A 22,932-nucleotide genomic window follows, 5' to 3' on the forward strand; every position below is an offset into this window, starting at 1 on the left:
TCAGAAGGCTCCCTGAGGATGCGTCCCTGCCGCCGGGGACCCGGACGGGGCGGCGGGCTGGGCGGGGCCGGACGGATTCGCCGGGCACAGCCAGGCGGCGTGCGTCCGGGCGTAGCCCACGCGAGGCAGCACCTCGCGGGCGCCCAGGATGGCGCCCCAGCACACCAGCCCCAGCGACAGCACGTGCGCGAGCCCCGACCGCGTCCGCCACGACGAAATCGTGCTCCACAGGCCAGCAACAATCACGCCACCGACCGCGCCGAGATAGCCGAACAGCAGGAGGCCGCAGCCGCGCGCGTACGGCCACTGGGTGATCCCCACCCCGATCGCGAGCCCGAGCAGCAGCCGCAGCCACGTGAAGACGACCGCACGCGGGCGCGGGCCCGCGGGCACCGGGGGCGCCCCGGCGCGCGCGGCCCCCGCGGGGGCCGCCCGGCCCGGGGGCGCGGCGGCCGGCGGGCTCGACTGCCCGGCGCCCGTGGCGATCAGCTTGTCGATCTGTGCCAGCTCCTTGTCCCAGTCCCGCGGTCCCTGTCCGCCGGTCATGACGCCCTCGTGAGACGGTAGCGTTCGATCTTCTTGTAGAGGTTGGAGCGCGGCATGTCGAGCCGCCGCGCGGTCTCGCTCACGTTCCAGTCGTGCTCCTTCAGCTTGGCCAGCAGAAACGCGCGCTCCGCGTTCTGCTTGAACTCCTCGAAGCTCGCCGAGCCGAGCAGCGCGTCGCCCAGCCCGGCCTCCTCCGCCGCGGGGCCCACCATCCGCGTGACATCCGCCTCGTCGATCAGCTCGCCGTTGGCCAGGATCATCAGCCGCTCCACCGTGTTGCGGAGCTCGCGGACGTTGCCCGGCCACAGGTGGCGCCGCAACCGCTCCACCGCCCCCGACGAGAGGCTCCGCGGCCCGAGGCCCTGCTGCACCGCGAGCTGCGCCACGAAGTGCTCCACCAGCTGCGGAATGTCCTCGCGCCGGGCCCGCAGCGGCGGCACGTCGATGGGCACCACGTTGAGCCGGTACAGCAGGTCCTCGCGGAACCGGCCCGCCGCGATCTCGTCCTCGAGCTTCTTGTTCGTGGCCGCGATCACCCGCACGTCCACCTTCACCGCGCGCGCGGACCCGATCGGCGTGATGACGCCCTCCTGCAGCACGCGCAGCACCTTCGACTGCGCCGCCGCGCTCATGTCCCCCACCTCGTCCAGGAACAGCGTGCCGCCGTCCGCCAGCTCGAACTTCCCCACCCGGTCGGCGAACGCGCCCGTGAACGAGCCCTTCACGTGGCCGAACAGCTCGGACTCGATCAGCTCCGAGGGGATGGCCGCGCAGTTCACCTCGACGAACGCGCGATTGGCACGCGGCGAGAGCCGGTGCACCGCCCGCGCCACCAGCTCCTTGCCGGTGCCGTTCTCCCCGGTGATGAGCAGCCGCGCCGGCGTCGGCGCCACCTTCTCGATCCGCTCGATCACCTGCCGGATGGCGGCGGAGGAGCCGACGATCTCGTGCCGCTGCTCGACGGCGGCCTTGAGCGCCCGCACCTCGCGCGAGAGGACCACGTGCTGCAGCGCGTTCTTCAGCGTCAGCAGGACGCGGTGCGTGTCCAGCGGCTTCTCCAGGAAGTCGTGGGCCCCGAGCTGCGTGGCCTCCACCGCCGTGGCGATGGTGCCGTGGCCCGAGATCATCACCACCAGCGCGTGCGGATCGGTCTCGCGCAGCTTGGCCAGCACCGCCAGGCCGTCCATCCCCGCCATCTTCACGTCGAGCAGCACCAGGTGCGGCTGGAACTCGGCGTGCGCGTCGAGCGCCTCGGGCCCGGAGTTCGCCAGCATCACGGTGTAGCCCTCATACTCCAGCAGCTGGCGCAGCGCCTCGCGCACGCCCTGCTCGTCGTCCACCACCAGGATGCGGTGGCTCATCGGCTCGCGGCCCGGTAGAGACGGACCGCCGCCCGGCTCACCCGCACGTCGCCCACGCCCGCCGGCAGCGGGATCGGCACGGAGGCGCCCTGCGCGCCGGTGACGGTCATGGCACGGAGAATGGAGGGAATCACCTGCCGGGGGAAGTCGAAGTCGTGGATCTTGAGCTCGTCGATCGTCCAGACCACGCGCCCGTCGGCTCGCGCCGCGAGCGTCCCGCCCGCCACGACCGGCTCGCGCCGCCCCAGCCCCTGCGACAGCGGGCCGAGGAGGCGCCGCGGCAGTACCGACACGTCGAGCGACCCGCGGACCTCGATGCGCCCCTCGCCGAGCGCCACCGCCACGGAGTCCAGCACGCCGCGCGAGGTGCCGGAGACCTGCCCCTGGATCAGGGCGGCCAGCTCGGACGCCGTCAGGTCCACGTAGGCGCTGCCCCCGCGCACGGGCCGGGCCAGGCTGGCCAGGGCCGACTCGGCGTGCGCCGCCGCCCCCGGCGCGGGCATCACGTACACCGCGGGCGGCGGCTCGGGCACGCCGCGCACGCGCCGCCACACCGCGACCAGGCGATCACGGAACAGATACCCCGCCACGATCGCCGCCAGCACGACCAGGCAACCGACGCCGGCGAGCGCCTTGCGGAGGCATCCCATCGGCTAGGCCGCCTGCCCGCCGGCGAGCGGGGCGCGCGACAGCACCGCGTAGCTGGCCCCGTGAGGGCCCAGGGTGCTCTGCATCAGGTCCACGCTTTCGACGGTCGTCGAGCCCGTGTAGCCGACCTCCGCGGCGAGACGCGCGAAGTCCTTGAACGCGGCGGGCCGCGCGCTCCGCTCGGCACGCCCGAGGGTGAGGTGGGGGCTGAACGGCCGCAGCTCCGGCTCGAAGGCGAGAGCCATCAGCGCCAGCTCCACGTCGTTGGCCAGCAGCTCGAGCGCCGGATGGTGCTCGATGCCCACCCAGACCACCCTTGGCTTCCCGAGACTCGGAAACGCCCCCACGCCGCCCAGCGTCACGGTGAACGGGCGCGCCGCCCGCACCGCTCCGCGCAGCGCCTCCTCGATGCCGGGCACCCGCTCGGGCTCGACCTCGCCAAGGAAGCGCAGCGTCAGGTGGAGCACGTCCTCGGCCACCCAGCGCACCGGGAGGTGCGCCGCCCGGAGCGGCGCCGCCGCCGCCCAGGCCCTCCGCCGCTCGTCGGCGGGGAGATTCACGGCCACGAAGAGCCGCACGCTAGCGCTTTCCATTCACGCGCTCTAACCTAATCGTCCGTCCACTTATCGGGAGAGTCCGCCGTGCGAATCCCGTCCCCGGCACTCAGAGTGGCGACGTGCGCGGCGCTCGCCGTCGCGTGCAGCCACGCGCCGCCCTCCACCACGCCCACTCCGCAGGCCGCGCCGGCCCAGGCGCAGGCGGCGCCGGGCCAGATCGACCTGACCGGCGACTGGGCGGTCGAGCTCGTCCAGCAGGGCATGTCGCCCAACACCGGGATGCTGCGGCTGGTGCCGTCGGGCGACGGCTACCGCGGCAACCTCCAGCTCGACGTGGCGAACCGGCCGTACTTCGTCCGCACGGCGCAGGCCCAGGGCAACCACATCACGATCATCCTCGACACGCCGGACGGCGACGCACGCATCGAGGGCACGCTTCGCGCCCCGACCCAGTTCGAGGGCCTGTACACGTCCCGCACGCTCAACGGCCGCCTGACGATGAACCGGCGCTGAGCCCCCTGGGGGCGCGGGCCCGGCGCCGCCGGCGCCGGTGCGCGCCGCCCGCCGGATCACCGGCGCGCGAGGCGGTCCAGGCTCCGATACTGGATCGCCTCGCTCACGTGTGGGGGCTCGATCCGGGCCGCTCCCGCGAGGTCGGCCACCGTTCGCGCCAGCTTCAGCACCCGGTGGTAGGCGCGCGCCGACAGCGACAGGCGGGCGATGGCGGTCCGGAGCAGCGCGTCGGCCGACGCGGAGAGCGCGCAGTGGACCCGGATGTCCCGCGGCGCCATGTGCGCGTTGGCGAACACGCCGGCCCGGCCGGCGAAGCGCGCCCGCTGCACCGCCCGGGCCCGCGCGCAGCGTTCCCGGATCCGGGCGCTCGGCTCCCCGCCCCGCTCCTCCGACAGCTCGCGGAAGCGAACCGCCGGCACGTCGATGTGCATGTCGATCCGGTCCAGCAGCGGGCCGGAGAGGCGGCTGCGGTAGTGCTGCACCATCACCGGCGAGCAGACGCAGGCGCGGGCCGGGTCGCCCAGGTACCCGCACGGGCACGGGTTCATCGCGGCCGCGAGCATGAAGCGCGCGGGATAACTCAGCGAAGTGGCCGCGCGGCTGATCGAGACCACGCCGTCCTCCAGCGGCTGCCGCAGCGCCTCGAGGACGTTGGTGCGGAACTCCGGCAGCTCGTCGAGGAACAGCACGCCGTTGTGGGCCACGCTCACCTCACCCGGCCGCGGGTAGCTGCCCCCGCCGATCAGCCCCGCGTCGGAGATGGTGTGGTGCGGTGAGCGGAACGGGCGGACCGCGATCAGCGATTCGCCGGCGGGCAGCAGCCCCGCCACCGAGTGGATCTTGGTGGTCTCCAGCGCCTCGGCCAGCGACATCTCCGGCAGGATCGTCGGGAGACGGCGCGCGAGCATCGTCTTGCCGCCACCTGGCGGGCCGATCATCAGGATGTTGTGGCCGCCGGCCGCCGCGACCTCCAGCGCCCGCTTCACGTGCTCCTGACCCTTGACCTCGGCGAAGTCCACGTCCGCCTCGGCGCGGGCGGCGAACAGCGCCGCGACGTCCACCGCGGCGCGCGCCAGCGGCGGCCCGCCGTCCAGATGGGCGATCACCTCGCCCAGCGTCCGTGCGCCGCGCACGTCGAGATCCTCCACCACGGCCGCCTCCCGGACGTTGGCATCCGGCAGGATGACGCCCGCACAGCCCAACCGTCGGGCCGCCACGGCCATGGACAGCGCGCCCCGCACCGGCCGGATCTCGCCGTCGAGGCCCAGCTCGCCCAGCACCACGTAGCCGTCGAGCCCCGCCGGGCGGATCTGCCCGGTCGCCGCCAGCACGCCGAGCGCGATCGGCAGGTCGAAGGCCGAGCCCTCTTTCCTTACATCTGCCGGGGCGAGATTGACCGTGACCCGCTTGAGGGGAAACTCGTAGCCGGCGTTGTGGATCGCGGCGTTGACGCGCTCGCGGCCCTCCTTGACGGCTCCCTGCGGCAGGCCGACGGTCACGAACGACGGCAGGCCGTTGGCGATGTCGGTCTCGACGCTCACCAGGTAGGCGTCGATCCCGAGCACGGCGGCGGACGTGATCCGCGCCAGCATCCCGAAGGCTAGGCGCCCGCGCCCGAACGCCCCCAGCGATCCGCTGCGCCGCGGCGCGCGGCGTTGCGGCTGCGCCGGCCCGGGCGCCATATATTCGCGAGCCCATGGACGACCTCTCGCAGCAGTTCGGCGACGGCTTGAACCAGCGCGCCGGCGCGGCCGCCGGGGGCGGTCCTGGCGACGACGCGCTCGAAGCCCTGCGCCGCTCCGTCGCCGAGTCGGTCGCGGGCCCCGCGCCGGCCGCCACGGGCCCCGCCCCGCCTGGCGTCCTGATGGTGGACGACGACCCGGACGTCACCAGGGTCCTGTCGGTCGTGCTCGCCGCGTCGGGCCGCGCCCTGTACTCGGCCGGCTCCGCCGCGGAGGCGGAGCAGGTGCTCGCCCGGCACCCCGTGGCGCTGGTCGTACTCGACGTGCTGCTGCCGGACGCCGATGGCCGGACCGTGCTGGCGCGGCTGCGCGACGATCCCCGCACGTCGGCGGTGCCGATCATCGTCCTCTCGGGCCACGGCTCGCCCGAGACGCGGGCCGAGTGCTACGCCCTCGGTGCGGACGCGTACATCCCCAAGCCGTTCGACCCGATCGCGGTGGCCGCGGCGGTCACCTCGAGCCTCGCGCGGGCGCTCCATGTCGCCACCGACGCCCGGCGCGACCCCGTCACGGGCCTGCCCAACCGCGCCGCGTTCCGCGAGGCGTTCGAGCGCACCGCCGGCCCCCGCCGCGACGGCGCGTCGCCGGTCTCGGTTGCGCTGGCGGAGCTGGATCAGTACCGCACCCTCGCCTCCGCCAGCGGCTGGGGCACGGCCGATCGGGCGCTGTCGCTGGCCGCCCGCACGCTCGCCCGCGCGCTGCGACGCGCCGTGTGCACAGCTCGCTGGGCCGGGGCCGCCTTCGCGATCCTCTTCGCGGACGCGGACGAAGCCGCCGCCACCTCCGCGGTCTCGGAGGCCCTGCGCGCGGTGCGCCGTGCACCGCCGGCCGAGGGGCAGGTGGGCCCGCTCACCTTCTCCGCCGGGGTGGCGGAGTGGACGGCGAGCGGCGCGCTCGAGGAGACGCTGGCCGAAGCCGAGAGTCAACTGGTGTCCGCGCGCTCCGACGGCGGAGACGCGGTCCGCTCGTCGATCGAGCCGGGGCCCGCCGCTCCCCGCCTGGTCCTTCTCGCCGAGGACGACGAGCTGATCGTGTCGGTGGTGAAGCACCGGCTCGAGCGCGAGGGCATCGCCGTCCGGCACTTCGCCGACGGTCTCGCAGCCAGCCGGGCCGCCGCGCAACTCCGCCCCTCGCTCGCCATTCTCGACGTCAAGATGCCGGGAATGGACGGCTTCGAGCTGCTGGGCCGGCTGCGTGCCGAGCCGGCGCTGCACGCCATGCCGGTGATGATGCTGATCTCGATGGGCCGCGAGCAGGACGTGGTGCGCGGCCTCGAGCTCGGCGCGGACGACTACATCGTGAAACCGTTCTCTCCGGTCGAGCTGGTGGCGCGGGTACACCGCCACCTGCTGCGGCGCTGAGGACGCGGGCCCGGTAGCCGGTGCCCTGCCATGCGCCCTCGCCGCCGCGCCGCCGCCGGCCACCGACACCGGCGCGGCCCTAGCGTCGCGGTCCCCGCTTCATCAGCCACAGCACGCCGAACAGGTCCGCGATGCCGACCCACAGCCGGTTGAACAGCCCGTAGTGCGACCGTCCCCGCAGCCGCGGGCGATGGCCGACCTCGACCGACACCACGCGTCCGCCGGCCCTCAGGAACAGCGCCGGCAGGAAGCGGTGCATGTGATCGAAGTGCGGCAGGCCCAGGAAGGCGTCGCGCTCGAACAGCTTGAGACCGCACCCGGTGTCGGGTGTGGAGTCGCCCAGCAGGCGGCCGCGGACCCCGTTCGCCACCCGCGACGAGACCCGCTTGAGCCAGGTGTCGCGCCGGGCCTTCCGCCAGCCCGCGAGGAGCAGCGGACCCGCGCCCCCGGCGGGCGCCGCGGCGCGGGCGGCGAGCAGCCTGGGGATGTCCGCGGGGTCGTTCTGGCCGTCGCCGTCCAGCGTCGCCACCCACCGGCCCCGGGCCGCGCGCACGCCGGTCAGGGTCGCGAAGCTCTGCCCCTGCGGCGACGGGTGGCGGACCACGACCAGCGCCGGCACCTCGCCCGCCGCCTCCCGCGCCCGCTCCGACGTGCCGTCGGTGCTGCCGTCGTCCACGATCACGACCTCGTACGCCGGCGCTCCGGCCGCCCGGAGCGCGGCCCCGATCTCCCGCACCAGCGGTCCCACGTTCCCGGCCTCGTCGTGGGCCGGGATGACGACGGAAAGTTCCACGCCGCAGTCTACACCTTTCGGGCGTTGCGCGCCCTCCAGAACAGGAACACCGGCACGCCCACGGCGAGCAGCAGTGCCCCGATCGCCGCGTTCCGGGGGTTCGACGCCACCGAGCTGGCCACCACGTACAGGGCCGCCAGCACGAACAGCGCCGGCGTCCACGGGTAGCCCCACGCCCGGTAGCCGCCGGCCGCGGCAGGCTCCGCACCGGACCCCGCGGGCGGCCCCGCCGGCGAGGGGGGGGCCGCGGCCGGGCGCCCGCGCCGCCGGTAGACGAACAGCGTGCTCACCACCAGGCCGAAGAAGATCCAGTCGCCGAACACCACGTAGTCCAGCAGCTGCCCGTAGGTCCCGCTCAGCGTGAGCAGGATGGCCCACACCCCCTGGAACACGATCGCCGCCGCCGGCGTGCGGTAGCGCGGGTGGAGCCGCGCCAGGCGGGGGAAGAAGACGCCGTCGGCCGCCATGGCCTGGTAAACCCGCGGCGATACGAGGATGACCAGGTTGAGGAACCCGAAGGTCGAGAAGGCGATCCCGGCCGCGATCAACGTCTCGCCCCGGCTGCCCAGCACGGCGCGCATCGCCTCCGCCGCCGGGGCGGTGCTGGCGATGAGGCCCGGCGCGCCGAGCACCCGGAGGTAGGTGACGTTCGCGAGGAGGTAGACGACCACGACGACGGTGACGCCGATCACCAAGGCCCGCGGCAGGTTCCGCTCGGCGTCGATCATCTCCTCGGCGATGAAGTTCGACTGCTGCCAGCCGCCGATCGTGAACATGACCGGCACCAGTGCCGCGCCGACCGCCAGGATCACGTTGGCCGGCGGCGCCGGCGTGGCGAGCGACGAAGGGCCGGCCCCGTGCATCCTCAACAGCAGGCCGGCCCCGATCAGCAGGGCCAGGGCGGCGAGCTTCAGGACGGTGAACACGTTCTGGGTCACGGCGCCCGGCTTAACACCCAGGTAGTTGACCGTCGAAAGAAGGGCGATGGCGGCGACCGCCACGGGAATGGTGGCTCCCTCGGGCAGGCCCGCGAGCCGGCCCAGATAGCCTGCGAACGTCACCGCCACGGCGGCGATGGCGCCGGTGGCCATCACCAGCAGCAGGGCCCAGCCGTACAGAAACGCCGGCAGGGGGCCGTAGGCATCGCGCAGGTAGACGTAGCCGCCGCCCGCCCGCGGCTTGCGGGCGCCCAGCTCTCCGAAGCAGAAGGCCCCCCCGAGGGCGATCAGTCCGCCCAGGCCCCAGACGGCCAGGGTGAGCGAGGGCGTGCGGACCCGTTCGGCGACGAGCGGGGGGCTGCGGAAGATCCCCGCTCCGATGATTCCGCCGATCACCAGCATCGTGCCGGAGAACAGGCCGAGCCGTCGGGCATAACCTGGATACTTGCCGCCTGCTTCGGGGTACTTCATGATGCATCACCCAATGGAGAGACCATGACCCCTCGGTTGTCGTACCCGGCGCGCGCCGGCGCCCTCCTGGCGCTGGCCCTCGGAGGCCTCGCCTTCGGTCCCTCGGTCGGCCGGGCCCAGTATTTCGGCCGCAACAAGGTGCAGTACGAGACCTTCCATTTCCAGGTCCTGCGGACCGACCACTTCGACATCTACTTCTATCCGGAGGAGCAGAGCGCCGCCGACCAGGCGGCCCGGATCGCCGAGCGCTGGTACGCCCGTGAGTCGCAGCTGTTCGACCACGAGCTCAGCGGGCGCCAGCCGCTGATCCTCTACGCCAGCCCCGCGGCGTTCCAGCAGACCAACGCCATTCCCGGCGACCTGGGCGAGGGGACGGGCGGCGTCACCGAGGCCATCAAGCGGCGGATCGTGCTGCCGCTGGGAAGCTCGCTGGCCGAGACGAACCACGTCATCGGTCACGAGCTGGTGCACGCCTTCCAGTACGACATTACCGGCAGCGGGCGCGGGGGCCAGATGCCGGCCGCGACCCAGATGCCGCTGTGGTTCATCGAGGGCATGGCGGAGTACGTCTCCCTGGGACCGCTGGATCCGCACACGGCGATGTGGATGCGGGACGCGGCCCTCAACGCCAAGCTGCCCAAGTGGCGCCAGCTCGACGACCCGAACTTCTTTCCGTACCGCTACGGCCAGGCGCTGTGGGCCTACATCGCCGGGCGGTGGGGCGACGAAGCGGTGGGACGGCTGCTGCGGTCGGCCACCAAGGCGGCCGACATCGACCAGGCGTTCCTGCGGGAGACGGGGATGTCGGGCAACCAGCTCGACTCGGCCTGGCAGGCCGATCTCCGCAAGACGTACCAGCCGCTGGTGGCGCAGACGGATTCGCCGTCGCACTACGGCGAGCGGCTGATCGCGGGGCGGGACCAGGCGAGCGGCCTGAACGTCGGGCCGGTGGTGAGCCCCGACGGGTCGCGCATCGTCTTCTACTCGGCGCGCGATCTGTTTTCCATCGAGATGTACATGGCCGACGCCCGCACCGGCCGGGTCCTGCAGCGGGTCACCAGGACCGCCGTGGATCCGCACCTCTCGAGCCTCGAGTTCATCAACTCGGCCGGCTCGTTCGACGGCACGGGCGACCGGTTCGTCTTCTCGGCCCAGTCCCGCGGCCGCCCCGTGCTGGACCTGCTCGAGGTGCAGAGCGGCCGCGTCGCCCGCGAGATCACCTTCCCCAATCTCGGGGAGATTCTCCACCCGTCGTGGTCGCCCGACGGCCGGTACGTCGCCTTCGCCGCGCTCAGCGGCGGCCTCACCGACCTGTACCTCTACGACCTCGAGACCGACAGCCTGCGCCAGCTCACGCACGACGCCTACGCCGACCTCGAGCCGGCCTGGTCGCCGGACGGCCGGAAGCTCGCCTTCGTGACCGATCGCTTCTCGACCGACTTGAGGACCCTGGTGCCGGGCAACTACCGGCTCGCCCTGATGGATCCGTTCACCGACTCCATCACGCCGCTGCCGAGCTTCCCGGACGGCAAGAACATCGATCCCCAGTGGTCGCCCGACGGGGCGAGCATCTACTTCCTGTCGGACCGCACCGGGATCACGAACATCTACAAGCTCGACGTGGCCACCGGGCGGCAGAGCCAGGTCACCAACCTGCTGACCGGCGTGACCGGCATCACCTCGCTCAGTCCGGCGCTGTCGGTCGCCCACACCAGCGGCCGCGTCGTCTACAGCGTGTACGAGCACGGCCGGTACGCCGTCTACGCCGCCGACTCCGCCGCCGCGCTCGCCGGTGCGCCGCTCACGGCGACGACCTCGCCGACGCCTGCGATGCTCCCGCCGCAGGCCCGGCCGCGCAGCGAGCTGCTGACGCTGCTCGCCGACTCGACCATCGGTGAGAAGTACGCCAGCACCGAGACCGTGACCAGCTACCGGCCCCGGCTGGGCCTGGACTACGTCGCCCAGCCCAGCCTCGCGGTCGGCGCCGACCGGTTCGGCACCTTCGTGGCCGGCGGCGTCACGCTGTACTGGAGCGACATGCTCGGTGACCGGAACCTCGCGACGATGCTGCAGGTCGAGGGCAACTTCAAGAACCTCGCCGGCCTGGTGGCGTACCAGAACACCGCGCACCGCCTCAACTGGGCCGTCGCCGTGCAGCAGATTCCGTACGTCCAGGGCGGCTACAGCTACGGCGTCTCCGCGCTCGGCGACACCGCCTACCAGCAGCTGGTGGTGTACCGGGAGATCAACCGCGAAGCCGACTTCCTCGTGGCGTACCCGTTGAGCGACGTGCAGCGCGTCGAGCTCCAGACCGGTGTCCGCAACATCGCCTTCGACGCCCAGGCGGAGACCCAGGCCTTCTCGCCCGTCACCGGCGCCCTGTTCTACGACGTCACCCAGAACTTGAGCGCCCCGCCCTCCGTGACGATGGCCACGGCGGGCGCGGCCCTGGTGTACGACAACTCGTTCTTCGGCGCGACCAGCCCCATTCTCGGCAAGCGCTACCGGGTCGAGGTGGACCCCACCGTCGGCTCGCTGCAGTTCTACAGCGTGCTGGCCGACTACCGGGACTACTTCATGCCCGCCCGGCCATTCACCATCGCGGCCCGGCTGATGCACTACGGACGATACGGCCGCGACTCCGAGGACAGCCTGCACATGTACCCGCTGTTCATGGGCTACCAGGGCCTGGTCCGCGGCTACGACTACAACTCGTTCGACGCCTCGGAGTGCGTGGCGACGGCGACCGATCCGTGCCCGGTCTACGACCAGCTGGTGGGCACCCGGCTGCTGGTCGGCAACCTCGAGCTGCGCTTCCCGCTCCTCGGCGTGCTCGGCCTCGGCCACGGCTACTACGGCGCGTTCCCGATCGAGGCCGCCATCTTCGGCGACGGTGGCGTGGCGTGGCACCAGGGCCAGACCCCGAGCATCTTCGGGGGCTCGCGCAAGGCGGTCACCAGCGCCGGCGCGGCAATGCGCGTGAACCTGTTCGGCTTCGCCGTCATCGAGGTGGACTACGTGCGGCCCTTCGACCGCCCCGGCAAGGGATGGCTGTGGCAGTTCGGCTTGACGCCGGGGTTCTGAACGAGCCGGGGGTCGGGGTTTGGGGGTTGGGGTTTCGGGCCACACACGCCAACCCCCAATCCCCAACGCCGGCTTCTACAACGCCACGCTCACTCCCGCCACCACCGCGAACGGACTGCGGTTCCCGACCAGCAGCCAGCGCGCCTGGACGAAAGGCGCCGGCGCTCGCCGTGCCAGACGCGGCGGCGAGAATCCCACGAACACGTTGAGTCCGCTGCGCGAGCGCACCGTCCCCAGGTCGCGGTGCGTGATGCCCAAGCCGGCCCCGCCGTAGAGCCCGCCGTACAACCCCAGGCGAAACGAGGCGTCGAGGTTCAGCTGCCACTGCGGAAACGGCGTGTGCAGGAAGCAGTCGACGCTCGGCACGAGGGCGAAGCCCGGGATCACCGGCACCTGCAGCTGGACCCCGGCGCTGAATGCCGCGAGGCCCCAGTCGTAGCCGGCCCGGGCACCCAGCTCGGCCGCCGGCGTCGGGCTCCCGTACTCGGGTGGAGGTGCGGAAGGCGGCTGTTGCGCGAACGACGGATGGGCGATGAGCGCGGTGAGCGCCATCGCGGCGAGCGCGCCTGCGAGCTTGGAGCGGATGGAACGCATGGGTTCGATCCTCCGGCCCGCGACGATACTCGGCGACTGCCTCACCGTCTACCCCGCACGCGATTCAAGGTAGCCAGCCACCCCAGCACCCGTGGTGTGGTTCGCCGGGCCAGAGCGGCGGGCTGCAGGCGCGTGGCCGATCGCCACGTCGCAGCTGCGCCTCTCGCACCACACCGGCACCACGGGACGCGCCCGGAGAGAGGGCCGAGTTGCGGTCACCGTCGGTTAACCACTTCCATGACAATGACATACGTGAGGTTGGGGATGCCCACACGGCTCCCGGTCCGGCCGCTCGCCCGCCGCGCACGAGCCTTGCACGTGCCTTGGACGGATGCTCAGCCCGGGGTTCGATGAGCAGGAGACCGCCGAAGAAGAGTCCGCGTCGAGAACGTCCACCGCGGGACGCCACCCCGCCCGTGGGCCCGGTGGGCGTGGGTGCGGACGCCGCCGAGCGGGATGCGCTCGAGCAGCGGCTGCGGCAGGCCGAGAAGATGGAAGCCCTCAGCCAGCTCGCCGGAGGGATGGCGCACGATTTCAACAACCTGCTGACCACGATCCTGACCACCGCGGACCTGATCGGGAGCGACCTGATCGGCGACTCCACGATCCTGAGCGATCTCGAGACCATCAAGGCTGCCAGCCGGCGCGGCAGCGAGCTGATCCGCAAGCTGCTCGCCTTCGCGCGCCGGCAGCGCCTCGACCTGCAGCCGGTCGAGCTCGACGCGCTGCTGCAGGATACGGCGGTCGTCCTGCGCCGCCTGCTGCCGGCGGACATCGAGCTTCAGGTCGAAGTGGACGAGCCCGGCTGCGTGGCGCGGGCCGATCCGGTGGCGGTGGAGCAGATCCTGATCAACCTGGCGACGAACGCGCGCGACGCGATGCCGGGCGAGGGAACGCTGGTCATCAGCGCGTCGCACGAGGAGCTGACGGCGGCGGCGTGCGCCGCGGGCGGCTGGGGCACACCGGGACGCTACGCGGTGCTGAGCGTGGCGGACACCGGCGTGGGGATGGATCGGGAGACCCAGCGCCACCTGTTCGAGCCCTTCTTCACCACCAAGGCGGTGGACGCCGGTACCGGTCTCGGACTGGCGATGGTGTACGGCCTGGTGCGCCAGCACGACGGGTTCGTGGAGGTGCGCAGCACGCCCGGGAGCGGCACCACGGTGCGCGTGCTGCTGCCCGAGGCCGAGCGTGCGGCGCACCGCGTCTCGCCGGAGGGCGGCACCGCACAGCTGCGGGGCACCGAAACCATTCTCCTGGCGGAGGACGAGGACGCCCTGCGCCGGGCTGCCCGGCGCGTGCTCGAGAAGCACGGGTACCGGGTGCTCGAGGCAGCGAACGGAGCCGAGGCGCTCGATCTGTTCGGCCGGCACGAGACGGAGATCGCCCTGATCGTCGCCGACGTGGTGATGCCCACCCTGGGTGGCCCGCAGCTGGCGCGCGCGCTGCGCGAAGCAGGCAAGCAGGTGAGAGTGCTGTTCACCAGCGGGTACACCGCGCGGGACGCGCAGGAGACCAGGGCCCTCGATCCCGGCCTGCCGTTCATCGCCAAGCCGTGGACGATCACTGAGCTGCTCAGGCGGGTGAGGGAGGTGCTGGACCAGCCAATGACAGGCTGACCGTCGTGCCGGCACCCAGCTCGCTGGCGATGCCGATCGTGCCGCCCCAGCCCTCCACCAGCCGTTTCGCGATCGCGAGGCCCAGGCCGCTCCCGCTGGTCGTCGTACTGAAGCGCGGCTCGAACACGCGCGGCAGCGCCTCGGCCGGAATCCCCTTCCCGTCGTCCCGCACCTCGATCCGCACGCCGCCGCCAGCCCGGGCTTGCGCCGTCCCGCGCGCGCCGCGCCGCGAGCGGATCGTGACCCGGGTGGCGCCCGCGTCGCGCGCGTTCTCCAACAGGTTCACCAGCACCTCCGCCAGCTCGTCGCGGCGGGCCACGACCGCGACCCCCTCATCGGCCTCCACGTCCCAGGTCACCGGCGAATCGCCCAGCCGGTAGAGGCCGACCACCTCGCGGATCACGTCCCCGGCGTTCACCACCTCGACCGGCGGCCGCTCGGCCGACGGGAGCGCGAAGCGGCTGAAGGCCCTGGCGATCGCGTCCAGGCGGTCGATTTCCGCCAGGATGCGCTGGCCCGTCACGTCGAGCACGCCGCCCAGCTCCGCTGGACGCTCCCGCCTCAGCCGCATCAGGTGCTGGACGCCGAGCCGGATCGGGGTGAGCGGGTTCTTGATCTCGTGGGCGACCTGACGCGCCATCTCGCCCCACGCGAGCACGCGTTGTGCCTCCTGCCCCCGCTCCACGTCGGCGGCCGTCTGCTCGATGGCCCGGTACACGGGCTCCAGCTCGCTCGGCATCGCGCCGGCTGCCGGGCTCGGGGGCTCGCCGCTGCCCGCGCGGAGCGCCGCGCGCGTCAGATGGCCGATCGGCCGGGCGAGCGCGCGCGCCGCCAGGCCCGAGAGCACCAGCGCCGCGACGATGCCCAGCACCGCCGCCACCAGCACCGCGATGCCGAGATCCTCCTCCCGGCCGCTCAGGGCCGGGTCACTGAGCAGCTGCGGCGAGGCGAGGATCGCCGTCTCCGATTCGTCGGCGGACCTCTGGAGGAGGTGATAGCCGACCAGCACCGGTTGCGGCGTATCGTCCTGCTTGCGCGTCACCTCGAGGTAGTCGCCCAGCGCCAGCCGCGTGAACGCCTCCGGCGGCACCAGCCAGTCCACCAGGCCCAGGTCCGCCAGCACCGGCGCGGAGCTGGCCTCGAGCGCGCCGCCGTGGCTCAACACCAGCTCCGCGTCCACGCGCTGCGCGATGGTCGTGACCTCCTCCGCGTCCGGTATCGTGTCGCTCTCGAGCGCGGCCGCCGCGTCCTGCAGGGTGCGGCCGATCAGCAGCTCGCGCGAGTGGCGGAACTCCTCGCCCTGGCGCGAGTAGCTCCACAGCGCGAGCGCCACCGTCGGCAGCACGAAGAACGCCGCGAGGCTCACGGTCAGCCGGGCGCGGAGCGAGCGGCGCGCCCGCGGCAGCCAGCGCGCGACGTTGGGCCCGAATCGCCCGCCCACGACGTCGACCACCAGCCACAGCGCCGCCAGCACGCCGAAGTCCAGCACCAGCAGCAGCAGCCCCCGTTGCAGCAGCGCCGACAGTCCGCCCAGGTCCACCTGTGCGTGCACGTGCCGGAAGCCGCCGGGCAGCTCGACCGCGCGGTCGCCGCGGATCGTCCAGCCCGACCGCTCCCACGCCGCGGGCCTGACGGCCGGCCCCCCGGGCTCCAGCGGGGAGAGCGTGAGCCGGTACGGGGGCTCGGGCTCCTCCCCGGCGCCCGCCAGGAAGCGCGCCGCGCGGCTCGGGGCGACGAGGCTGGATCGCGTGCCCGCGGCGACGGCGACGACGCGCCCGTCCGCCAGCGGGATGGTGGCGAGCCCGTACAGGCCCTCGCGCCGGAGGTAGGACTGCACCAGGGGCCGCCGCTGATCCAGCGCGTCCCGCACCTGCGTCTGCACCAGCTCGGCCGGCAGGTCGAGCTGGGCGAGATCCACCTGCACCATCCGCTCGGCTGCCGGAGACCACAGCGACAGCGCCGCGGGGTAGTCGTGGGCCGCCAGGTCGGTCCGCCGCCACAGCAGGTAGAGATCGCCCGCCGACTCGGGGGCGATGGTCGGCGGCGTGCCCCGGACCAGCCGGTCGAGCAGCGCGACCTTCAGCGGATCGGGCTTGTTGCCGAGCCCCTCCATGTCCTGCGTGGCGAGCGAGATGCGGCTGCCGGTGGTCGTGCCCCACTCCAGGAGCGCCGCTGAGGAGCCCGCGACCACAGCCACGGTCGCGATGGTGCTGCGGAACGGCATCGGGCGGATCGCCACCAGCAGCGCGGGCAGCCACAGGTACGGATACCACTCGGGCCAGGCGCCGCGCGGTTCCCACAGGAACAGGCCGGCCACCGCGAGCCCGATCGCCAGCGCCGACGCCAGCAGGGGCCACGCGCCCGCCCGGGCGGGCGCCACCGGGCCTCGCACCAGCGCCGCGGCCGTGAGCACCACGGCCGACGCGGACAGCACCAGCGCCACCTGCCAGGTCAGCCACAGGCCCAGCGTCACGCCGGCCGCGGGCGGCGTGATGCCGCGCGCGAGGTCCTGCAGCAGGTAGGGAGCGAGCACGGTGACGGCGAGCGCCGCGACCCGGCTCGGCAGCACCGGCCTGAGCCCGCGCCGCCACAGCGCGCCGGCCGCGAGCGCGACGACGAAGCTCGTGAGGATGACGCTGCCTGCCGAGCGCGAGAACGGGCCGAGCACGTCCTGGTAGTAGGTCGCCGAGGAGAAGATGCTGTCGGGTCCGAACGCCTCGCCGAGCGGGGCGCGGGCCACGCACAGCGCGGCGGCCGCGGCCGTCGCGACCGCGCCGGCCACCGGCATCCCGGCGCGCACCGCGCCGAGGATGCCGGCGAGGAGCAGGGCCGCCAGGATCCAGAGCACCGGGCGCCGCGCCGCCGCGAGCGCGTCCGCCAGCGCCGCATCCTGCTCGGGCGGCACGGGCTGCACCGTGAACAACGTGTCGCCGCCGGCCAACGCTCTCGGCAGCACGTAGTCGAACACGTCCGAATCCGTCAGCGCGCCACCCGGCGGGTAGAAGTGCAGCCCCGCGCCGGTCTGATCCGCGAACCGGTCGGTCAGCGCCACACCCGCCTTCGGCGCATACGACGCGCGCGCCAGCAGCACCGCCGCCACCGCCGTCCCGCCGTGCGCCTGGCGTCGCGCCACGAGCCACAGGTAGAATGGTGTCGTGACCGTTGACAGCTCCGGCCCCGCCGGACTGAACGTGACGCGCACCGTCCCGGCCCACGCCGTCGGCCGACCGACGGCGTCGAACAGCACGACACCGCGGGCCGGCTCGCGCTCGCGGATCAGGCCCCGGAGCCGCTGGAATGCCGGTCCGCCCGTGAGGCCGACCAGCGTGGCCGCGCGATCCGCCAGCCGCCGCACCTCGCCGAACGCGGCGCCGAGATCGTCCTGGAGCTGCGCCGACGCACGCGTGACCGTCTCCTCCCGCACCTTCGGCCACGAGTCGCGCAGCCGGGCCAGCTGCCACACGGAGCTCGTGGCCGCCACGGCGAGCGCCGCGGCGAGCAGCGCGCCGGTCATCCGCACGCCCCACCCCGGCGCCCGGCGCTCGTCGAGCCAGGCCGAGGCCAGGGCGAGCACCGCCAGCGCCGCCAGGCCGGCGGCCAGGATCCACCCGGGCGCCCGCGTCCATTCGGCGCCGAGCGCGGCGGCCCCCGCCACGGCCGCGAGCCACACCACGCGCGGCCGCCTCAGGTGAGCACTCCGCTCCGCCTCAAGGAGATGACGCCGGACGAGGTCGCCCTCGCCATCGCGGCGAACCCGCGCCTCATCGTGCCGGCCGGGACCTGCGAGCAGCACGGCCCGCACCTCCCGCTCGGCAGCGACGCGTTCATCGTCGAACGGCTCGCCGACGACCTCTCGGCCGAGTTCCGGATCGTGCGGGCCCCCACGATCGAGTACGGCGTGAACGCGGTCACGCCCGAGGTCCTGCCCGGCAGCGCGTCGGTGCGGCGCAAGACCCTGCGCCGCTGGCTCAACGATCTCCTGCAGGACTGGGAGGGGAGCGGCGTCGAGGAGTTCCTGGTGCTGACCGCGCACGGCCACGCACCCCACCAGGAGGCGCTCGCGACCGTCGTGACGGTCCGCTCGCGCGTCCGCGTCGTCGACGTCTTCGCCATCGACCTGGCCGCCGTGGCCGATACCGCCGAGGGGCCCATCCACGGCGGGGAGATCGACACGTCGCTCATGCTCTACCTCGCGCCGCAGCTGGTGCGGATGGACCTCGCCCGCGACTGTATCTTGCCGGAGACGGCGCGGCGGCGCTACCGCCGGGGCACGATGATGTACCTGCCTGCCGCCTCCCAGGGCACCATCGGCGCGCCCACGCGGGCCAGCGCCGAGGCCGGACGGGCCATCTACGAGTTCATCCGGGACCGCATCGCCGAGCGGGTCCTCGGCCGGGCGCCGGCCGCCGAGGCGGTGCCGTGAGGGCGGGCCTCGTCCTCGCCGCCTGCGCCGCGCTGCTGCCGGGGCTCGCCCCGCCGGCCGCGCACGCCCAGGAGGTGCTCGATCAGGGCATCTTCCTGATCGCGCACGAGGACGCCGAGATCGGCCGCGAGGAATTCGTCATCCAGGCCACCCCGGGCCGCCAGGGCCGACCGGGCATCCGCGCCGTGGCGACCGATCGCTACCGCGACCGCGAGGTCCGCCTCGCACTCGAGCTGACCAACGACCACGTGCCCGTCTCCTATCAGGCGGACGTGACCGTGGGCGGCCGGATCGCGGAGCGACTCAGCGGCCAGGCCGGCCGCGGCCGGTTCGCGGTCCGGATCGTCACGCAGACCGGCGAGGTCGTCCGCGAGTTCGCGGTTCCCGCCGGCGCGGTGGTCCTCGACGACGACGGCTTCGACCAGTTCTACTTTCTGCCGCGGCCCGACGGCGACGCGCCGCGGCCGGTGAGCCTGCTGCGGCCCCGCCAGACCCGGGTCGAGGCCGGCGAGGTCCGCGGGGCCGGCGACGACACGCTGGTCGTGGGCGGCCACACGGCCCTCGCCCGGCGCTACGTGCTCACCCTCGCCGGCGGCGAGACGCGCGAGTTCTGGTTCTCGCCGACGGGCAGCCTGCTCAAGGTCGCCGTGCCTGCCAGGTCCATCACCGCCACGCGCCTGAGCCTGCCTCCGCGCTAGCTGGGCCAATACGACAATTCGGCACGGGTTGCCGTGCTTCGATACTTGACCACGGTCAACATCGGTCTAGGTTGCCCCGTAGCCCGTTCGGCCGCGGCGCGTAGAGGATGAAACTCGCGGTGACGCCGTGACGTATGGGGCGCAGTGATAAGACCAATCCAGGGGCGAACATGCGGGCTCGACTGATTCTCGGATGGCTGGTGATTCTGACCATGGTGGCGGCGATCGGCTACGCGCAGGAGGCGCCGGCGCGGAAGCTGTCGTTGGCCGACGCGTTGGAGATCGCGCGGCAGAACAACCCGGCCTATCTGACCAAGGTGAGCGATCGGTATCCAGCGGCGGCCCAGGCCCTCAACTCGACCGTGTCGCTGTTCACGCCGACCGCGAGCGTCGGTGGCGGTTCCTCCTGGACGCAGGCCGGCCTCGTCAACCTTGGCTCCGGGCTCCAATACCCGTTGAATCGCACCCAGGCGTTGAGCTGGAACCTCAGCATCTTCTACCAGCTCTCCGGCAGCTCGATCGCGAACCGCGGCTACTACGCGGCCTCGCTGCGGGCGGCGGACCAGGACATTGCCGGCCAGCGCACCCTGCTCGAGACAGCCGTGAAGCAGGAGTACATCAACCTGCTCGAGGCCCGGGCCCAGGCCGACCTGGCCCAGCACGTGGTGGCGCGGGCCCAGGAAGTGCTGAATCTGGCGCAGGCGCAGTACAACGTCGGCCAGAAGACGATGATCGACGTGCGGACGGCGCAGGTCGCCAAGGGCAATGCCGACGTCTCGTTGCTCCAGTCCCAGCAGAACGTCCAGAACGAGGTGCTCAAGCTCTACCAGTTGCTCGGCGTGCCTGCGCCCGAGCCGCCGAACGTGGTCCCGACGGACACGTTCCCCGTGGTCGAGCCCGCGTACAGCGAGGACTCGCTGGTGAATCTGGCGCTCCGGGAGAACCCGATCCTGCTTTCGTTTCGGGCGCGGGAGGGGGCGGCCAACTGGAACGTTCGAGGGGCGTACTCCTCGTACCTTCCGGCGCTGCAGTTCTCGGCCAGCTACGGCAAGTTCACCCAGCGGGTGTACACGCAGGCGGATTCGGGGACCGTGGTTCCTATGCCGTTTGGTCCCGACACCATCGTCACCAAGACCACCGGGACCAATCCCTGGAACGTGCGGCTGGGCCTCTCGCTGCCGATCTTCGACGCATTCTCCCGTCACTCCCAGGTGTCGCAGGCGCGGGCGGCCCGCCAGGATCTCCAGTACTCCATCCGGCAGCAGGAGCTGCTGGTCCGGGAGAGCGTGAGCGCGGCGTACCTGGCGCTGCTGACGGCCTACCGCACCATCGCGGTGCGGGCGAACAACCGCACGGCGGCGGACGAGGCGCTATCGCTGGCCACCGAGCGCTACCGGGTGGGCTCGGGCTCGATCATCGAGCTGCTGGACGCGCGCGTCGCGTCGGAGCAGGCCGGCGTCGACTACGTCACCTCCGTCTACGACTATCACAAGGCGATCGCCGCGCTGGAGCAGGCGGTCGGGCAGCCTCTTCGCTAGGAGATCGGACCGGAAGCCATGAGCACTCGCGGGAAAGTCGTCCTCATCGTCGGCGGCGTCATCGTCCTCGCCGGCTTCGTCTCGCTCGGCGTCTCCAAGCGCCGCCAGCCGGCGGTCGACGTGAAGCTCGAGAGGGTCGCCCGGCGCGACCTGGTCTCGATCGTCACGGCGAGCGGGAAGATCGAGCCCGAGCAGTCGGTGGACATCCTGTCCGACATCATGGGGCGCATCGTCTACCTGCCGCTGCAGGAAGGCAACTTCGTGCAGCGCGGCCAGATCCTGGTGAAGCTCGACACCGCGACCTACGCCGCTGCGGTCGAGCAGGCCCAGGCCGGGGTCGCCTCCGCGCGGGCCAACGTGGCCCAGGCGCAAGCCAACCTCGACCAGGCGCAGCGCGCCTACAACCGGGCGCGGGACGTCCGGGCGCAGAATGCGCAGCTCATCTCCGAGGAGGCGCTCGAGCAGGCGCAGACCGCGCAGGCGGTGGCGGCCGCGAACCTCGACGCGTCGCAGCGGGCGGTGGAGCAGGCGGTCGCGAGCCTGCGCAACGCCCGGGACCAGCTCAGCAAGACGATCATCGCCTCCCCGCTCTCCGGCCAGGTGACGCGCCTGGCGGTGAAGCTGGGCGAGGTCGCGGTGCCCGGCACCTTCTCGCGCGAGACCGGGCTGCTGATGACCGTGTCGGACATGTCGGTCATCGAGGCGCGCGTCAACGTGGACGAGACGGACGTGGTCCGCATCAAGCTCGGCGACTCGGCGCAGGTCTCCATCGACGCGTTCCCGGACACGACCTTCAGCGGGCACGTGACCAAGATCGCGAACTCGTCGGTCGCGGGGGCGAGTGCGTCGACCAGCGGGCTGGTGACCGCGGCGCAGGCGGTGGACTTCGAGGTGCGAGTGACGCTGGACCACCCGCCGAAGGGGCTGCGGCCCGATCTCTCGGCCACGGCGAACATCATCACCGACACGCGCAAGCAGGCGCTTTCGGTGCCGATCATCGCGCTGACCGTGCGCGAGCCGACGGCGGACACGACGCACCCCGCGCCGGCGGGCGGGACGGCGGTCGCCCAGAACGCGCCGCGCTACCAGGTGTCGCAGGACACCTCGCAGGCGCACCGCGCCAAGGAGGCCGAGGGCGTGTTCGTGGTGGACACGGTCACGCACGTCGCCCACTTCACACCGGTGAAGGTCGGGATCGCGGGCGACGAGTACTTCGAGTTGCTGAGCGGCCTCAAGGGCGGCGAGACGATCGTCGCCGGCAGCTACGCGGCCATCAAGGACCTCAAGGACGGCAGCCGGGTGAAGGGGCAGGTGCCGGCGGCCGGCGCGCGCCGAGCGAAGGCTCCGTGAGCGAGCCCGTCATCCGCACGGTCGGTCTGACGCGCGATTACCCGATGGGTGGCGAGACCGTGCGCGCCCTGCGGGGCGTGGACCTCGAGATCCAGCCCAACGAGTACGTCGCCATCATGGGGCCCTCGGGCTCCGGCAAGTCCACCCTGATGAACCTGATCGGCTGCCTCGACACGCCGACGTCAGGCCAGTACTGGCTGGCGGGCACCGAGGTGTCGCGGATGACCGACGACGAGCTGGCGCGGGTCCGCAACCGCCAGATCGGGTTCGTGTTCCAGACCTTCAACCTGCTGCCGCGCGCCACGGCGCTGCACAACGTGGAGCTGCCGCTGGTCTACGCCGGCCTGCCCGCGCGCGAGCGCCGCCGCCAGGCCGAGCAGGCGCTGGCGTCGGTCGGCCTCGGCGACCGGATGGAGCATCGGCCGGCCGAGCTGTCGGGCGGCCAGCGCCAGCGGGTGGCCATCGCGCGGGCGCTGGTCACGGAGCCGAGCATCATTCTCGCGGACGAGCCGACGGGCAACCTCGACTCGACGACCAGCGAAGAGATCATGAAGATCCTCGAGGAGCTGCACCGCACCCGGGGCCAGACCATCGTGATGGTCACCCACGAGGCGGACATCGCGCGGCACGCCGAGCGGGTGGTCACGCTCCACGACGGCGTGGTCTCGTCCGACCGGCTCAAGGCGGCCTAGCCGG

The 22,932-nt window shown here is 72.8% G+C and carries 18 protein-coding genes; 9 read left to right on the forward strand and 9 right to left on the reverse strand.

The genetic code is table 11. The features are described from left to right. Genes VMF70_01915 through thpR form a run of 4 tightly spaced genes read right to left on the reverse strand, consistent with a single transcriptional unit; the run spans position 1 to position 3,148 of the window. Complete coding sequence (locus VMF70_01915) at positions 1-546, reverse strand: hypothetical protein (protein HTT66762.1); 546 nt, start codon at positions 544-546, stop codon at positions 1-3. Continuing rightward, positions 543-1,907 carry a sigma-54 dependent transcriptional regulator gene (locus VMF70_01920; GenBank protein ID HTT66763.1) on the reverse strand — a complete coding sequence of 455 codons (1,365 nt, stop codon included), beginning with the start codon at positions 1,905-1,907 and terminating at the stop codon, positions 543-545. The genes VMF70_01915 and VMF70_01920 overlap by 4 nt, the downstream gene beginning before the upstream one ends. Continuing rightward, positions 1,904-2,557 (reverse strand): hypothetical protein, encoded by a 654-nt coding sequence (locus VMF70_01925; protein ID HTT66764.1) that lies wholly within the window; start codon positions 2,555-2,557, stop codon positions 1,904-1,906. Before VMF70_01925 ends, VMF70_01920 begins: the two co-directional genes overlap by 4 nt. A 3-nt stretch (positions 2,558-2,560) precedes the next feature. Then, positions 2,561-3,148: an RNA 2',3'-cyclic phosphodiesterase gene (thpR, locus tag VMF70_01930; protein HTT66765.1), complete on the reverse strand. Its 588-nt coding sequence runs from the start codon at positions 3,146-3,148 to the stop codon at positions 2,561-2,563. A 48-nt stretch (positions 3,149-3,196) separates the two neighbouring features. On the opposite strand from thpR, the gene VMF70_01935 reads away from it, so the two are divergent. Further along, positions 3,197-3,625, forward strand: a complete 429-nt coding sequence (locus VMF70_01935; protein HTT66766.1) for a hypothetical protein — start codon at positions 3,197-3,199, stop codon at positions 3,623-3,625. A 56-nt stretch (positions 3,626-3,681) separates the two neighbouring features. Here the strand turns inward: VMF70_01935 and VMF70_01940 are convergent, their stop codons facing one another. Next, entirely contained in the window at positions 3,682-5,217 is a 1,536-nt protein-coding gene (locus VMF70_01940) for a YifB family Mg chelatase-like AAA ATPase (protein ID HTT66767.1), read from the reverse strand. 104 nt (positions 5,218-5,321) lie between these two features. On the opposite strand from VMF70_01940, the gene VMF70_01945 reads away from it, so the two are divergent. Further along, complete coding sequence (locus VMF70_01945; GenBank protein HTT66768.1) at positions 5,322-6,728, forward strand: response regulator; 1,407 nt, start codon at positions 5,322-5,324, stop codon at positions 6,726-6,728. A 79-nt stretch (positions 6,729-6,807) separates the two neighbouring features. Here VMF70_01945 and VMF70_01950 read toward each other — a convergent pair whose 3' ends face one another. Continuing rightward, entirely contained in the window at positions 6,808-7,521 is a 714-nt protein-coding gene (locus VMF70_01950; protein HTT66769.1) for a glycosyltransferase family 2 protein, read from the reverse strand. 8 nt (positions 7,522-7,529) lie between these two features. After that, complete coding sequence (locus tag VMF70_01955; protein HTT66770.1) at positions 7,530-8,930, reverse strand: amino acid permease; 1,401 nt, start codon at positions 8,928-8,930, stop codon at positions 7,530-7,532. 24 nt (positions 8,931-8,954) lie between these two features. Here VMF70_01955 and VMF70_01960 point away from each other — a divergent pair, with 24 nt between their 5' ends. Continuing rightward, the gene (locus VMF70_01960) at positions 8,955-12,014 is read left to right on the forward strand and encodes a BamA/TamA family outer membrane protein (GenBank protein ID HTT66771.1); all 3,060 of its coding nucleotides are present in this window, start codon (positions 8,955-8,957) and stop codon (positions 12,012-12,014) included. Between the two features lie 75 nt (positions 12,015-12,089). On the opposite strand, the gene VMF70_01965 is transcribed toward VMF70_01960, so the two are convergent. After that, on the reverse strand, positions 12,090-12,608 hold the full coding sequence (locus VMF70_01965) for a hypothetical protein (GenBank protein HTT66772.1): 519 nt from the start codon (positions 12,606-12,608) through the stop codon (positions 12,090-12,092). 425 nt (positions 12,609-13,033) lie between these two features. On the opposite strand from VMF70_01965, the gene VMF70_01970 reads away from it, so the two are divergent. After that, positions 13,034-14,227, forward strand: coding sequence for an ATP-binding protein (locus tag VMF70_01970; GenBank protein HTT66773.1), 1,194 nt, complete (start codon positions 13,034-13,036; stop codon positions 14,225-14,227). On the opposite strand, the gene VMF70_01975 is transcribed toward VMF70_01970, so the two are convergent. Continuing rightward, complete coding sequence (locus VMF70_01975; protein ID HTT66774.1) at positions 14,184-17,900, reverse strand: HAMP domain-containing sensor histidine kinase; 3,717 nt, start codon at positions 17,898-17,900, stop codon at positions 14,184-14,186. The two genes, VMF70_01970 and VMF70_01975, sit on opposite strands and share 44 nt — an antisense overlap. A 15-nt stretch (positions 17,901-17,915) precedes the next feature. Between VMF70_01975 and VMF70_01980 the strand changes: the two genes are divergently transcribed. The 5 genes from VMF70_01980 to VMF70_02000 all read left to right on the forward strand — a co-directional run bounded on the left by VMF70_01980 (position 17,916) and on the right by VMF70_02000 (position 22,928). Continuing rightward, on the forward strand, positions 17,916-18,650 hold the full coding sequence (locus tag VMF70_01980; protein HTT66775.1) for a creatininase family protein: 735 nt from the start codon (positions 17,916-17,918) through the stop codon (positions 18,648-18,650). After that, on the forward strand, positions 18,647-19,348 hold the full coding sequence (locus VMF70_01985) for a hypothetical protein (GenBank protein HTT66776.1): 702 nt from the start codon (positions 18,647-18,649) through the stop codon (positions 19,346-19,348). The genes VMF70_01980 and VMF70_01985 overlap by 4 nt, the downstream gene beginning before the upstream one ends. A gap of 200 nt (positions 19,349-19,548) precedes the next feature. Then, complete coding sequence (locus tag VMF70_01990; protein ID HTT66777.1) at positions 19,549-20,886, forward strand: TolC family protein; 1,338 nt, start codon at positions 19,549-19,551, stop codon at positions 20,884-20,886. A gap of 18 nt (positions 20,887-20,904) precedes the next feature. Further along, positions 20,905-22,236, forward strand: coding sequence for an efflux RND transporter periplasmic adaptor subunit (locus VMF70_01995; GenBank protein HTT66778.1), 1,332 nt, complete (start codon positions 20,905-20,907; stop codon positions 22,234-22,236). Then, on the forward strand, positions 22,233-22,928 hold the full coding sequence (locus VMF70_02000; protein ID HTT66779.1) for an ABC transporter ATP-binding protein: 696 nt from the start codon (positions 22,233-22,235) through the stop codon (positions 22,926-22,928). The genes VMF70_01995 and VMF70_02000 overlap by 4 nt, the downstream gene beginning before the upstream one ends. The last annotated feature ends 4 nt before the right edge of the window (positions 22,929-22,932 follow it).

Source organism: Gemmatimonadales bacterium (genome assembly GCA_035502185.1).
In the GTDB taxonomy this organism is placed as follows: Bacteria; Gemmatimonadota; Gemmatimonadetes; order Gemmatimonadales; family JACORV01; genus Fen-1245.